12 protein-coding genes are annotated in these 13,341 nt (G+C 63.9%); 9 read left to right on the top strand and 3 right to left on the bottom strand.

Annotated features, from left to right (window positions below):
• Window positions 1-101: 101 nt before the first annotated feature.
• Window positions 102-2,777: a hybrid sensor histidine kinase/response regulator gene (locus Q390_RS0112430; protein WP_027996355.1), complete on the bottom strand. Its 2,676-nt coding sequence runs from the start codon at window positions 2,775-2,777 to the stop codon at window positions 102-104.
• Between the two features lie 220 nt (window positions 2,778-2,997).
• Here Q390_RS0112430 and Q390_RS0112425 point away from each other — a divergent pair, with 220 nt between their 5' ends.
• The 3 genes from Q390_RS0112425 (at window position 2,998) to Q390_RS0112415 (ending at window position 6,092) form a co-directional block, all read left to right on the top strand.
• Window positions 2,998-4,362 carry a dicarboxylate/amino acid:cation symporter gene (locus Q390_RS0112425; protein ID WP_027996354.1) on the top strand — a complete coding sequence of 455 codons (1,365 nt, stop codon included), beginning with the start codon at window positions 2,998-3,000 and terminating at the stop codon, window positions 4,360-4,362.
• Window positions 4,363-4,650: 288 nt separating this feature from the next.
• Window positions 4,651-5,649: a LysR family transcriptional regulator gene (locus tag Q390_RS18410; protein ID WP_051603218.1), complete on the top strand. Its 999-nt coding sequence runs from the start codon at window positions 4,651-4,653 to the stop codon at window positions 5,647-5,649.
• Window positions 5,646-6,092: a DUF2214 family protein gene (locus Q390_RS0112415; protein ID WP_027996353.1), complete on the top strand. Its 447-nt coding sequence runs from the start codon at window positions 5,646-5,648 to the stop codon at window positions 6,090-6,092. The genes Q390_RS18410 and Q390_RS0112415 overlap by 4 nt, the downstream gene beginning before the upstream one ends.
• Window positions 6,093-6,119: 27 nt before the next feature.
• Here Q390_RS0112415 and Q390_RS0112410 read toward each other — a convergent pair whose 3' ends face one another.
• Window positions 6,120-6,434, bottom strand: a complete 315-nt coding sequence (locus tag Q390_RS0112410) for a PsiF family protein (RefSeq protein ID WP_027996352.1) — start codon at window positions 6,432-6,434, stop codon at window positions 6,120-6,122.
• A gap of 123 nt (window positions 6,435-6,557) precedes the next feature.
• Window positions 6,558-6,845, bottom strand: a complete 288-nt coding sequence (locus Q390_RS0112405) for a PsiF family protein (protein ID WP_027996351.1) — start codon at window positions 6,843-6,845, stop codon at window positions 6,558-6,560.
• A gap of 124 nt (window positions 6,846-6,969) precedes the next feature.
• On the opposite strand from Q390_RS0112405, the gene argS reads away from it, so the two are divergent.
• The 6 genes from argS to rpoN all read left to right on the top strand — a co-directional run bounded on the left by argS (window position 6,970) and on the right by rpoN (window position 13,317).
• On the top strand, window positions 6,970-8,667 hold the full coding sequence (argS, locus tag Q390_RS0112400) for an arginine--tRNA ligase (RefSeq protein WP_027996350.1): 1,698 nt from the start codon (window positions 6,970-6,972) through the stop codon (window positions 8,665-8,667).
• A 13-nt stretch (window positions 8,668-8,680) separates the two neighbouring features.
• Window positions 8,681-9,391 (top strand): SPOR domain-containing protein, encoded by a 711-nt coding sequence (locus tag Q390_RS0112395; protein WP_027996349.1) that lies wholly within the window; start codon window positions 8,681-8,683, stop codon window positions 9,389-9,391.
• Window positions 9,392-9,446: 55 nt separating this feature from the next.
• Window positions 9,447-10,094: a thiol:disulfide interchange protein DsbA/DsbL gene (locus Q390_RS0112390; RefSeq protein ID WP_027996348.1), complete on the top strand. Its 648-nt coding sequence runs from the start codon at window positions 9,447-9,449 to the stop codon at window positions 10,092-10,094.
• Window positions 10,095-10,216: 122 nt separating this feature from the next.
• Window positions 10,217-10,852: a lipopolysaccharide transport periplasmic protein LptA gene (gene lptA / locus Q390_RS0112385; RefSeq protein WP_027996347.1), complete on the top strand. Its 636-nt coding sequence runs from the start codon at window positions 10,217-10,219 to the stop codon at window positions 10,850-10,852.
• Window positions 10,849-11,643, top strand: coding sequence for an LPS export ABC transporter ATP-binding protein (gene lptB, locus Q390_RS0112380; RefSeq protein ID WP_027996346.1), 795 nt, complete (start codon window positions 10,849-10,851; stop codon window positions 11,641-11,643). Before lptA ends, lptB begins: the two co-directional genes overlap by 4 nt.
• A gap of 39 nt (window positions 11,644-11,682) precedes the next feature.
• Complete coding sequence (gene rpoN, locus Q390_RS0112375) at window positions 11,683-13,317, top strand: RNA polymerase factor sigma-54 (protein WP_027996345.1); 1,635 nt, start codon at window positions 11,683-11,685, stop codon at window positions 13,315-13,317.
• Window positions 13,318-13,341: the final 24 nt, after the last annotated feature.

Here is a 13,341-nt window from a genome sequence, read left to right as displayed (position 1 = left end):
CTTGGCTGGGTAAATTTATGCCAAAAATAGCCTCTAGACCTTGATGGGTAAGCGCTGATAGCTATTAATTAAATAGTATTTTGAGCGCCTGCGTGACTGGCTTAGTCCGTCCCACTTTCGCGCAGGCGCAGCAGGGTTTGGCTCATCAGCGCCCGCAGTGCCGGTGCCCGCACCGGTTTGGCCAGAAAACCCCAGCCGCGTTCGGCGGCTTGGCGGCGCAGCGTGGCGTCGCGCTCGGCGGTGACCAAAATCACCGCCGGCGTTTGTCCCCAGCGCTCGCACAGCTGGGCGTACAGGTCGGGGCCGTGGTGGCTGCCTAAGTGGACGTCTAACAACACCAGCTGCGGCGCCTGGCCGGGCAGGGCCTGGGCCAGTGCCTCGGGCGCGCCGGCGGCCAGGGGCACGGCGCAGCCCCAGCGCTGCAGCAGGGCGCGGGTGGCGGCGCAGGTGGGGCCATCGTCGTCGATCACCCAGGCGCTGGCGCCGTGCAGCGGAGCGTCTTCTGCCGGCTCGGGGGCGGTAGGAGGGGGATCGATGCGTTGCGTGGCGGCCGGGTCGCCCAGCGGCACCCGCACCCAGAACACGCTGCCTTGGCCCAGCTGTGAGCGCAGGCCAATCTCGTGGCCCAGCAGGCGGCCCAGGCGCTCGACGATGGCCAGGCCCAGGCCGGCGCCCCGGTCGCCATCACCGCCCTCGTCGAGACGGCGGAACTCTTCAAAAATCTCGCGCTGCAGCGCTTCGGGGATGCCCGGGCCCTGGTCGTGTACCTCGATGCGCACATGGTCGCCGCCAGGGCCCCTCTCATGGCGGCAGCCGACCACAATGCGCCCGCGCCGGCTGTAACGGATGGCGTTGGAGACAAAATTCTGCAGGATGCGCCGCAGCAGGTTGTCATCGGTGCGCACCACGCAGCGGGTGTCCACGCACGACAGCGCCAGACCCCGGCTCTCGGCCAGCACGCCAAAGTTGTGCGCCAGCACCTGCAGCACCGGCCCCAGCGCCACGTCGCGGATGCGCACCTCCAGCTGGCCGGACTCCATGCGCGCAATGTCCAGCAGGCTGCTCAGGATGGCGTCCTGCGCCGCCAGCGCGCCTTCAATACTGTCGGCGGCGTGGCGACCCGCCTCGTCGTACAGGTGCGCGCGCAGCAGCGAGGTGAACATGCGCGCCGCGTTCAGTGGCTGCAGCAGGTCATGCACGGCGGCTGCCACAAACCGGCTCTTGGAGCGGTTGGCCTGTTCGGCTTCGCGCCGGGCAACGTCCAGGTCGCGGGTACGGTCGGCCACGCGTTGCTTGAGCGCGTCGGCCAGCGACCGCAGCTCGCGCGCCGCATTTTTGTAGCTGGTGATGTCGGCATAGCTGGTGACAAAACCGCCCTCGGGCAGCGGGTTGCCGCGGATCTCCAGCACCGTGCCGTCGTCCTTGGCGCTTTCGTGCAGGTGCGGTGTGCCGCTGCGCAGGTGTGCCAGGCGCCGTCCAATGGCATCCTCCACCGAACCGGGACCGAGCAGGCCGCGGCGTGCGTTGTGGCGCAGCAAGGCCTCAATCGGCTGGCCGACCCGTAGCAGGTCCAGCGGAAAGCGAAACAGCTGCACGTAGCGCGAGTTCCAGGCCACCAGTTGCAGCGCAGCATCGATGATGACCACGCCCTGGGGCAGATGCTCCAGGCTGCGCGACAGGCCGGTGTCGGCTTCTTTGGCGGCCTGCACGATGCCGTCCTGTGCGGTGCGCAGTTCCTGGGCGTGTTGCTGCAGCACCGTCTCCAGTTCCTGGCGGCTGCGCTGGCGCAGCGTGGCCAGGCGTTGGCGCTGGTGGACAAACAGCACCAGCAGCGCCAGCGCCAGCCAGCCACCGCCGCCGGCCGCCGCTGCCCAGCGGCTCTCCGCCACACTGCTTTGCGTGCCATGCAGCAGATGCAGCTGCCAAGGCGTACCGGGCAATTGCTGCGTCTGCCACAGGATGCGACCGGGCAGGGCGGGAAGATCGGCTGTCTGCAAGCGCACCAGGCGCCCACCGTTGTCCAGGTGGTCATCGGTGCGGTAGTCCAGCGGCCGCAGTGCTTGCCCGGAGTACTGCCGCGTGGCACTGAGTTCACGGCGTTCCCCGGCGTCCAGCGGTGCCAGCAGGCGGTAGCGCCAGACGTCCTGGCTGGCCAGAAACACCACGCCATGGGCGTCCGAGGCCAGCACGATGTCGGGTGTCTGCAGCCACTCGCGTTCCAGCTCCTGCAAAGCAATCTTGATCGCCACCAGCCCCAGGGTTTGGCCGCTGTCGTCCCGAACCGCCTGCGACAAAAAATACCCCGGCTCGCCGGTGGTCACGCCAATGCCATAAAAGCTGCCACGGCCCTGGTTCAGCGCCTGCTGCACATAGGGCCGAAAGCTGTAGTCCATGCCGACATTGCTGGTGGCGGTGCGCCAGTTGCTGGCGGCAATGGCGGTGCCGTCGCGGTTGATCAGCGTCAGGGTCGAGGATTGGCTGGCGCCGTTGGCTTGCTCCAGTTTGCGGTTGAGCTGCTCGACCTGCGCCGCGCTCAATGGCTGGCGCAGGGCATCGCGCAGCTGCATGTCCAGCGCCAGCACCTCGGGCAGGGTGCGATAGCGGTCGATGCGCTGCGCCAGCGTCTGCCCATACAGCGCCAGCTGGCGCTGCACGGTGGCGTTTTCAGCGTGCAGCGAGCGCCGCCAGGCCCACTGGCTGGCCACCCACATGCTGGCGGCCATACCGCCCAGCAGCATGAGCACCGTCCAGAATTTGCGCAGGTGGGGTCTCGACATGGTGGCGGGGTGTGGTGGTATCGGAATGGAAAAGGGTCGCCCAGGGCCGTCGTCGGGTTCCTGTGGCATAGGTGTTTACCCTAGGCTTGCGGTGGCGCTCGCCTATGAAAGGGGCACAGCCTAATACCAATAGGTTATCGGCGCAAAAAGTGTTCGGCGGTACAAACGGCTCCCTCGACGCACCCCGCAGGTGCTGTCCCCCTCACTTCTGGAGCACCTTATGCACGTCATTCATGCTGAACCCACCGACAACGTACGGTTGCCGTTTTACCGACAACTGTATTTTCAGGTGGTGGTAGCGATTGTGCTGGGTGTGCTGCTGGGCCACTTTCAGCCCGAATTTGCCACCAGCTTCAAGCCGCTGGGCGACGCCTTTATCAAGCTGGTGAAGATGATCATCGCACCGGTGATTTTCTTGACCATCGTCACCGGCATTGCCGGCATGACCCACTTGCGCACGGTGGGCCGGGTGTTTGGCAAGGCGATGGCGTACTTCCTGTTCTTCTCCACGCTGGCGCTGGTGGTCGGCCTGATCGTGGCCAATGTGGTGCAGCCCGGTGCGGGCATGAACATCAATGTCGCCGATCTCGACCAGACGGCAGTGAAGTCGTATGTCGCCAAGTCGCACGAGATGACGCTGGTCGGCTTTGCCATGGACATCATTCCCAAAACGCTGATGAGCCCGTTTGTCGGCGACAACATTCTGCAAGTGCTGTTTGTGGCGGTGCTGTTTGGCGCGGCCCTGGCCATGGTGGGTGACCGTGGCGCGCCGGTGTTGAGCTTTCTCGAATCCCTTACGGCACCGGTGTTCAAGCTGGTGAGCATCTTGATGAAGGCGGCGCCCTTGGGTGCGTTTGGTGCCATCGCCTTCACCATCGGCAAGTTTGGTCTGGGCTCGCTGGTGAATCTGGCCTGGCTGGTCGGTTCGTTCTACCTGACCTCGATCTTTTTTGTGGTGGTGATTTTGGGCATCGTCGCCCGCCTGTGTGGCTTCTCGGTGCTCAAGCTGATCCGCTACCTCAAGGCCGAACTGCTGCTGGTGCTGGGCACGTCGTCATCGGAGTCGGCCCTGCCTTCGCTGATGGAAAAAATGGAAAAAGCTGGTTGCAGCAAGTCGGTGGTCGGCTTGGTGGTTCCCACCGGCTACTCGTTCAATCTGGACGGCACCAATATCTACATGACGCTGGCTGCGCTGTTTATCGCCCAAGCCACCAACACCGACCTGACGCTGGGCCAACAAGTGACGCTGCTGCTGGTGGCGATGCTCAGTTCCAAAGGCGCGGCGGGCGTGACCGGTGCCGGTTTCATCACCTTGGCCGCCACCTTGGCAGTGGTGCCTGAAGTGCCAGTGGCCGGCATGGCGCTGATTTTGGGTGTGGACCGTTTCATGAGCGAATGTCGCTCGCTGACCAACTTCATGGGCAATGCCGTCGCCACGGTGGTGGTCTCGCGCTGGGAAAACGCGCTGGATCGCGATCGCTTGAATGCGGCGCTGAACGGCCATGTGCAACCGGGTTTGGTGGCGGCGGCACCGGTGACCGCCGCCCCGATGCCCGTGGGTGCCGTGGCGCGTTTTGCCGCCTGAGCCTGCATGGCCCTTGGTTCTAGCCTGCCGCAACGGCGGTGCGCGCCTTGCGGCCCGCACCGCCGTTGGCCTTTTCGGGTCGCCAAGAGGTTGCCGGGCGGCGAGGCGCGCTGCGCTGCCAGAGGTGATGGGTCGGTGAGAAATAGAGACTAAATTGGCCTCTGGCGCTTGTGTGATAAGCGCTATAAGCTATTAAATCAATAGTAAATGGCTGGCTGTGGCGGCGGCCCACGGGGGCAATGACCGTGCCGTCCCGCGCTTATGCCGGCGTCCGCATAATCAGCGCCCATGGACAAGCTCAAGGCGTTTGAATCTTTTGTGTCGGTCGCCACGCGCGGCAGCCTGACGGCGGCGGCGCGCGCCGAAGGCGTGGCCCCGGCCATCATGGGGCGGCGGCTGGATGCGCTGGAAGAACACCTGGGCGTGAAACTGTTGGTGCGCACCACGCGGCGCATCAGCCTGACCCATGAAGGTAGCGCCTTTCTGGAGGACTGCCAGAAGCTGCTGGCCGACGTCGCCAACGCCGAGGCCAGTGTGTCGGCCGGCGGTATGCGCGCCAGCGGCCACCTGCGCCTGACGGCGCCGGCGGGTTTTGGCCGGCGCCACGTGGCGCCGCTGGTGCCACGTTTTCGCGCCCTGCACCCGGAGGTGGTGATTTCGCTGAATCTGAGCGACCGCGTGGTGGATTTGGCCGGTGAAGGCTTTGACTGCGCCGTGCGCGTCGGTGACTTGCCCGATTCCTCGCTGGTCAGCGTGCGCATTGCCGAGAACCGCCGCCTGTGCGTCGCCGCGCCGCACTATCTACAGCGCCGTGGCGTGCCGCGGCATCCCGGCGAGCTGGTGCAGCACGACTGTCTGGCGCTGTCGAGCGACGCCTCGCAAACGCGCGGCTGGGCGTTTCGCCTGCCGCCGACGGCGAGCGGTACCGGAACCGGTGCCCACGGCGAACTGGTCCATATCCGCCCCGGCGGGCCACTCGACTGCTCGGACGGGCAGGTGCTGTACGACTGGTGTCTGGCCGGTTATGGCATTGCCTGGCGCAGCATCTGGGAGGTGGAAGATGAAATTGCCTCCGGTCAATTGGTGGCGGTGCTGGACGAATTTGCCGCGCCGCCGAATGGGGTGTACGTGGTCTTTCCACACGCCAAACACTTGCCGCTGCGCGTGCGGCTGTGGATTGATTACCTCAAGCACCATTACAGTTTGCCGGGCTTCTGGAATGCCCGCACGGCCTCTGCGCTACCGCTGCAGGCCGGCGCTCTCGATCACAACAAGGATATGCAATGACTTTGGAAGCGTTTTTGGCCAGCCTCCACCTGGTGGCGATTTTGGCTCTGGTGACGTTCATGAGCAGCCAGGCGGCGCTGTGCCGCATCGAGTGGATGAACGCCGCTGTCGTCGAGCGCCTAGTGCGCCTGGACGTGATCTACCAGACCACGGCGGCGGTGCTGCTGGCCAGTGGACTGGTACGCATCTTCTGGGGCATCAAAGGTGCGTCCTGGTATCTGACGCAGCCGATGCTGCACCTGAAAATCACGCTGTTTGTGGTGATGGTCCTGTTGTCGATTGCGCCCACGCTGGCGTTTCGGCGCTGGCGCCGCGCCTTGCATGTCAGCGGCGCCTTGCCCGCTGCTGCCGAGGTGCGCCGGGCGCGCCGGCTGATCATGGTGCAGTCGCACATCCTGCCGGTGGTGGCGGTGATTGCCGTGTTCTGGGCGCGCGGCTGGTAAACCAGCGCTGGCGGGGGCGCGCTGCCGTTATTGTTTGATGCAGGTGCTGAGCGCGGCCGTGCGCCCCTCGCCCTTTTCGGCGGTGGCCTGGACGTTGCATATCTTGAGCCGCTGCACCGGCACTCCCTTGCCGCGCGTGCGGCTTTTGCGTGGGGCCGCCCGCTGGGCGGGCGCGGCCTGGCTGGCGAACGCAGGCACTGCTGTTGAGGCGATGGCGACCGGACTGACCGGGGCCCCCGCTGCAGCCAGGGGCGGTGCGGTTGCGGCGGGCACGGTTCGGGCCTGGGCCGCTCCCACTGCCAAAGCCAGGCTCAGGGTGGTCAGTAAAAAAATCTGTTTCATTACAAAGCCTGCACTTCTTCATCCGCTACGATGTCGCAATATACCGGCCGCGCGCCCCAGCGGCTGTCGTGCAGACAACAAAAAACCCGCTGGGCCGGGCGGGTGAGGTGAGGGCAGCTGGACTTACTTCTTCAGACATTCGCTCATGAAGGCTTTGCGCTCGTCGCCCTTCTTGCCGGTCGCGTCGGCGTTGCAGCTTTTCATTTTTGCCTGCTGGGTGGCCGGTTTGTTGCTCAGGCAGGTTTTCATGAAGCCCTTGCGCTCATCACCCTTCATGCCGGTCGCTTCTTTATTGCAGGTCGCCATTTTGGATTGCTGCTTGGTGGGGGCGGCAGCGTCGGTGTCGGCAGCGTGGGCGCTGCCCAAGCAGAGGGCCAGGCCCAGGGCGGTCAGGGAGAGAAGCTGTTTCATGGAAGACTCCTGCAAGTGAAAACACAAAAAATCATCCCGAGGGGATGGCTCTACACACAACGCCGCAGATTGTCGCGCGGATGACGCACCGGCGCAGCGCCCTGCACCCCCGTAAAATCCCTGGATGCTTTCTGTCAAACAAGAACTTCTGGCCGCACTAGCCGCCGAACTGGAAAAAATCGCCCCCGGTGGCGCTGCCCGCGCCGCTTTTGAATCACCCAAAGTGGCGGCGCACGGCGACTTTGCCTGTACGGCGGCCATGCAACTGGCCAAGCCGCTCAAGCTCAATCCGCGCCAGGTAGCAGAGACGTTGCGCAGCGCGCTGCTGGCGACGCCAGCCTGCCAGCGCTGGGTCGCCGATATCGATATTGCCGGCCCCGGCTTCATCAACATCCGCCTCCAACCCGCTGCCAAGCAGGAAGTGGTGCGCGAGGTGCTGGCCAGTGGCGCACGCTTTGGTTTCCAGGGCGAGCGCGGTGAGAAGGTGCTGGTCGAATTTGTCTCCGCCAACCCCACCGGCCCGTTGCACGTCGGCCACGGCCGCCAGGCGGCGCTGGGTGACGCGCTGTGCAACCTGTTTACTACGCAGGGCTGGAGCGTGCACCGCGAGTTTTATTACAACGACGCCGGTGTGCAGATCCAGACGCTGACCCACAGCACGCAACTGCGCGCCAAGGGTTTCAAGCCGGGCGACGACTGCTGGCCCACCGACCCTGAGAACCCGGCCAGCAAGGCGTTCTACAACGGCGATTACATCCAGGACATTGCCAACGATTTTCTGGCGAAGAAAACCGTCAAAGCCGATGACCGCGCGTTCACTGCCAGTGGTGACGTGCAGGATGTCGAATCGATCCGCCAGTTTGCGGTGGCCTATTTGCGCAACGAGCAGGACAAGGACCTGCAGGCCTTTAACCTGAAATTCGACGAGTACTACCTCGAATCGAGCCTTTACACCAGCGGCCGCGTCGAGGCCACCGTCAACAAGCTGATCGCCAACGGCAAAACCTACGAACAAGACGGCGCGCTGTGGCTCAACAGCACCGACTACGGTGATGACAAAGACCGTGTCATGCGCAAGCAAGACGGCACCTACACCTATTTTGTGCCGGATGTGGCCTATCACATCGCCAAATGGGAGCGTGGTTACAGCAAGGTGGTCAACATCCAGGGTACCGATCACCATGGCACCATTGCCCGCGTGCGTGCTGGCCTGCAGGCGGCCGATGTTGGCATTCCACTCGGCTACCCGGATTACGTGCTGCACACCATGGTGCGCGTGGTCAAGGGCGGCGAAGAAGTCAAGATCAGCAAGCGCGCCGGCTCGTATGTGACGCTGCGCGACCTGATCGAGTGGACCAGCAAGGACGCGGTGCGGTTTTTTCTGCTCTCCCGCAAGCCCGATACCGAATACACCTTCGACGTCGATCTGGCGGTGGCGCAGAACAACGACAACCCGGTGTACTACGTGCAATACGCCCATGCGCGTATCTGCTCGGTGCTGGCGGCGTGGGGGGGGGATGTGGCTACGCTGCAAGGGGTAGACCTGTCCGCGCTGGATGGTCCGCAGGCCCAGGCGCTGATGCTGCAGCTGGTCAAATACCCGGAGATGCTGACGGCCGCCGCCGACGGTGAGGCACCGCACGACGTCACCTTCTACCTGCGTGACCTGGCCGCCAGCTACCACAGCTACTACGACGCCGAGCGTATTTTGGTGGATGACGAGGCGGTGAAAAATGCCCGCTTGGCACTGGTCGCGGCCACCGCACAGGTGCTGCACAATGGCCTCGCGGTGCTGGGCGTGTCTGCCCCGCGCAGAATGTGACAGGATCGAATTTATGAAAAAACAGCAGCAGGGCGGAACCATTCTGGGCTTTATTCTGGGCTTGGTGGTGGGCCTGGGGGCCGCGTTCGGTGTGGCCGTCTATGTCAGCAAAGTGCCGGTGCCGTTCTTGAACAAGGCCGGCCTGCGCGGCATCGATCAGGACGCCGCCGAAACCGAGAAAAACAAGAACTGGGACCCTAATTCACCGTTGTATGGCAAAAATCCGGCGCGTCCCAACGTGCCTGTCGCCACCGGTGTGGTCAGTGCAGAAGCTGCTGCGCCCGATGCGGCACCAGACGCCGCCGCCGTGCCGGCAGTGCCGGTCGCCGCCAAGGATGCCAAAGCCGCCAAGGAGTCCAAGGAGTCCAAGGAGTCCAAGGAGGTTAAGGAAGTTAAGGGCGGTAAGGACACTCCCCGTGCCTCGTCGGCTGATCCGTTGGGCGATCTGGTCAAGACCAAGGCTGGCGCAGCGACCGATGGCACGGATCCATTTAGTTATTTTGTGCAGGCCGGTGCCTTTCGCACCCAGAGCGATGCCGATGCCCAGCGCGCCAAACTGGCCATGCTGGGCTGGGAAGCGCGCGTCAGCGAGCGCGAACAAAATGGCCGCACCGTGTTTCGCGTCCGCGTAGGTCCCTTTGACAAGCGCGTGGATGCCGATCAGATCCGGGAAAAACTCGATAGTGCGAAGGTCGAATCGAACTTGGTGCGCGTGCAGCGCTGAACTTTGCAGCGTCTGCGTGCTCACACCCCGCAAACCAAATAAGGAGAATGTTTGAATGAAGCGTCGTGATTTTTCTTTGTCTGCCGCCTCTGCGCTCGCCGCATCGGCCCTGTCGCTGCCCGCATTGGCCCAGTCTGGAGCCTTCAAAGAGGGCAAAGACTACGCCAAGCTGGCCAAACCCGTCGCCTCCAGCGCCCCCGCCGGTCAGGTCGAGGTCATCGAATTTTTTTGGTACAACTGTTCGCACTGCAACGAGTTCGAACCCACGTTTGCCAACTGGGTGAAAACGGCGCCCAAAAACGCCAGCGTGCACCGTGTGCCAGTGGCCTTCAACGCCAGTTTTGCCCCGCAGCAAAAGCTGTACTACACGCTGGAAGGCATGGGCAAAGTGGACGAACTCCACGCCCGCGTGTTCCGCGCCATCCATGTCGAGCGCCAGAACCTGAGCAAGGAAGAGGCGATTTTTGCCTGGATGGCCAAACAGCCCGGCGTGGACATGGCCAAATTCAAGGAGACCTACAACTCCTTCACCGTCTCCAATCAGGTGCGCCGCGCCACCCAGCTGCAACAAGACTATAGCGTCGAAGGCGTGCCCTCCATGGGCGTGGCCGGGCGCTATTACACCGACGGCACCATGGCCGGCAGCATGCCCGGCGTGTTGGCCGTGGTGAATCACCTGATCGGCATCAGCGCCAAGGCCTGACCCGGTACTTGTCTGCACCCGCACGGTGCAGACAGCTTGTCACCCATTCAAGCCCGCCCATGCGGGTTTTTTTATGCCTGGCGCAGCAGCGTGGCTACAATGATTGCAAGAATCGTGCCCTTATGAAACGCCTCCTTACGCTCCCCCTTCTAGCCTGTCTGGCCTGCGCCCCTCTGGGGTTGGTGCATGCTGAAAAAGCCGACCGCAACAAGCCGATGAATATTGAAGCCGATGCGTTGCGCCATGACGACCTGCAGCAAACCAGCGTTTTCACCGGCCACGTCGTCATGACCAAAGGCTCTATCGTGTTGCGCGGCGCACGCCTGGAGGTGCACCAGGGTGCCGACGGCTACCAGTCAGGCACGGTCACTGCCGACGCCGGCAAGCGCGCCTTTTTTCGCCAGCAGCGTGACACCGCACCGGGTGCGCCCGATGAATTTATCGAGGGTGAAGGCGAGTTGATTGAATACAACGGCCGCGCCGATACCGTGCGCTTTCTGCGCCGCGCCGAGTTGCGACGTTACCGTGGCAGCACCTTGAATGACGAAATTTCCGGCGCCACCATTGTTTATTACAACCTGACCGACGTCTTCACCGTGGATGGCCAAAAGACGGCGCCCAACGCGGCCGCCACGCCGGGTTCGCGTGTGCGCGCCGTGCTGGCACCCAAAGAAACTGCCGCTGGTGCCACCCCTGTGCCCGGGGCGCCCGGCCCGGCGCTGCGACCCAGCAACAAGCTGGGCAGCGACAAGCCATGACCCATTCCCCCGCGGTCGCCGCTGCTGGCGCAGGTGCAGCAGCCCAGACGGGGAGCCGCCTGGAAGTGCAGCACCTGCAGAAATCCTATGGCAGCCGCCAAGTCGTCAAGGACGTTTCGTTGGTGGTGCAAAAGGGGGAGGTCGTCGGCCTGCTGGGCCCCAATGGCGCCGGCAAGACCACTTCGTTCTACATGATCGTTGGCTTGGTGCCCAGCGATGGCGGTGACATCCGCATTGACGGCCAGTCGGTGGCGCACATGCCCATCCACCGCCGTTCGCGCCTGGGCTTGTCCTACCTGCCGCAAGAGGCCTCGATTTTTCGCAAACTCACGGTGCAGGAAAATGTGCGCGCTGTGCTGGAGCTACAGCGCGACGAGTACGGCAAGTCCCTGTCCAAGAGCGACATCGAAGAACGCCTGAACGCGCTGCTGCAAGAGCTGCGCGTAGACCACCTGCGTGACTCACCGGCGCTGGCGCTGTCCGGCGGGGAGCGCCGACGTGTCGAAATCGCTCGGGCGCTGGCCACCCAGCCACGCTTTATCCTGCTGGACGAGCCCTTTGCCGGCATCGACCCGATTGCCGTGATCGAGATCCAGCGCATCATCGGCTTCCTGAAGGCGCGTGGCATCGGCGTGCTCATCACCGACCACAACGTGCGTGAAACGCTGGGCATCTGCGACCACGCCTTTATCATCAGCGACGGCAACGTACTGGCCCAGGGGACGCCGTCCGACATTGTCGATAACCCCGAAGTGCGCCGGGTCTACCTGGGCGAGCACTTCAGGATGTAACGTGGCAGTCCAATACCGCTCCGCGCAGGAAGGCCGATGATGAAACCCGGCCTGTCCCTGCGCATGTCGCAGCACCTGACGCTGACGCCACAGCTACAGCAATCGATCCGGCTGTTACAGCTGTCCACCCTCGACCTGGCCGCCGAGGTTGAGCAGATGCTCGATGACAACCCCTTTCTGGAGCGCAGCACCGAGGGATTCGAAGGCGCCTCGCGCGAAGAATTCGGCCTGCCGCAGGCCGATACACCGCTCCAGGAAGAGACTGAATATGCTATGTATTCAGGAGCTATCAGCGCAGACAGTACTAGCGCTACAGGCCAAAATGATGCTGAAAATGATGCCGCCGAGCTGTCTGACTTGCCCGACTGGGGTGGTGATGGCAGCAGCGACATGGCGCCCGATGACGGCGAATGGGGCGGCGAAGCGCTCGCGCGCCAGCACAACGATACCGACAGTGAGGCCGATGCCACCGATCTGGCCCACGGCCATGAATCACTGGCGCAATTTCTGCACCGCCAGGCGCTGGCGCTGCGCCTGTCCGAGCTGGACCGCGCTGCGCTGCACTTTTTGATTGAATCGTTGAATGAAGACGGCTACCTGTCAGAGACGCTGCCCGAACTAGCGCGTGCCCTGTTGCAGGGGCCGCAGGCCGTAACGCAGAGCGCAGAGGGTGCTGAAAATGCCGCAAGCACCCCTAGCGAAGCGTACGAAGAACTGGTGCACCGCTTCACTGTCGCCCTGCACCTGCTGCACAGTCTGGAGCCCACCGGGGTGGGTGCGCGCAACTTGGCTGAATGCCTGACGCTGCAACTGCAGGTGCTGCAGCAAGACCCGCAGGCGCGTGCCAGCGCCAGTGCAAATGCCGAGACCGTGCACACCGCCCTGTGCGCTTGTCAGCAGCCGCTGGAATGGCTGGCCCGCCGCGACGTGCGCCGCCTGGCGCAGGCCTGCGGCGCCGCTGAAGAGCGCGTACGCGCTGCCCTGGGCCTGATCGCGCGGCTGGAGCCGCGCCCCGGGCGGCGCTTTGCCCAGGTTGAGCGCAACGCCATCCTTCCCGATGTGCTGGTGCGTCCCATTGGCCACACGGGGCAGCAGTGGAGCGTACGCCTCAACCCGGATGTCATGCCGCGCCTGCGCGTGCACGATATCTATGCCCGCGCGCTGCGCGGTCACAAAGGCACCGAAGGCCACCAGGCGCTGCAGCAGCGCCTGCAAGAAGCGCGTTGGTTCATCAAGAATATCCAGCAGCGCTTTGACACCATCCTGCGCGTCTCGCAAGCCATCGTCGAACGCCAGAAAAACTTCTTCGTCCACGGCGCCCTGGCCATGCGCCCGCTGGTGCTGCGCGATATTGCCGACGAATTGGGACTGCACGAATCCACCATTTCGCGCGTCACCACCGCCAAATACATGGCCACGCCGCAAGGCACGTTTGAACTGAAACACTTTTTCGGGTCGGGCCTGGGCACCGACACCGGCGGCAATGCGTCGAGTACCGCCGTGCGTGCCCTGCTGCAGCAATTCATTGCCGCCGAAAGTCCGGTCAAACCCCTGTCTGACAGCCAGCTGGCCGAGATGCTGAAAGAACAGGGCATCGAATGCGCCCGCCGCACCGTCGCCAAATACCGCGAGGGGTTGAAGATTCCGGTGGCCTCGCTGCGCAAGGCGCTGTAGTCGCTGGATTTTTTGCGTAGGCCG

It is taken from the genome of Simplicispira psychrophila DSM 11588 (genome assembly GCF_000688255.1).
Taxonomy (GTDB): Bacteria; Pseudomonadota; Gammaproteobacteria; order Burkholderiales; family Burkholderiaceae_C; genus Simplicispira; species Simplicispira psychrophila.
Note: the sequence above shows the minus strand (reverse complement) of the source record. Positions and strands in the feature narration are given on the sequence as shown.

Coding starts and splice junctions, on each gene's coding strand:
- Q390_RS0112430 (WP_027996355.1), bottom strand. CDS start 2,777: ATGTCGAGACCCCACCTGCGCAAATTCTGGACGGTGCTCATGCTGCTG.
- Q390_RS0112425 (WP_027996354.1), top strand. CDS start 2,998: ATGCACGTCATTCATGCTGAACCCACCGACAACGTACGGTTGCCGTTT.
- Q390_RS18410 (WP_051603218.1), top strand. CDS start 4,651: ATGGACAAGCTCAAGGCGTTTGAATCTTTTGTGTCGGTCGCCACGCGC.
- Q390_RS0112415 (WP_027996353.1), top strand. CDS start 5,646: ATGACTTTGGAAGCGTTTTTGGCCAGCCTCCACCTGGTGGCGATTTTG.
- Q390_RS0112410 (WP_027996352.1), bottom strand. CDS start 6,434: ATGAAACAGATTTTTTTACTGACCACCCTGAGCCTGGCTTTGGCAGTG.
- Q390_RS0112405 (WP_027996351.1), bottom strand. CDS start 6,845: ATGAAACAGCTTCTCTCCCTGACCGCCCTGGGCCTGGCCCTCTGCTTG.
- argS (WP_027996350.1), top strand. CDS start 6,970: ATGCTTTCTGTCAAACAAGAACTTCTGGCCGCACTAGCCGCCGAACTG.
- Q390_RS0112395 (WP_027996349.1), top strand. CDS start 8,681: ATGAAAAAACAGCAGCAGGGCGGAACCATTCTGGGCTTTATTCTGGGC.
- Q390_RS0112390 (WP_027996348.1), top strand. CDS start 9,447: ATGAAGCGTCGTGATTTTTCTTTGTCTGCCGCCTCTGCGCTCGCCGCA.
- lptA (WP_027996347.1), top strand. CDS start 10,217: ATGAAACGCCTCCTTACGCTCCCCCTTCTAGCCTGTCTGGCCTGCGCC.
- lptB (WP_027996346.1), top strand. CDS start 10,849: ATGACCCATTCCCCCGCGGTCGCCGCTGCTGGCGCAGGTGCAGCAGCC.
- rpoN (WP_027996345.1), top strand. CDS start 11,683: ATGAAACCCGGCCTGTCCCTGCGCATGTCGCAGCACCTGACGCTGACG.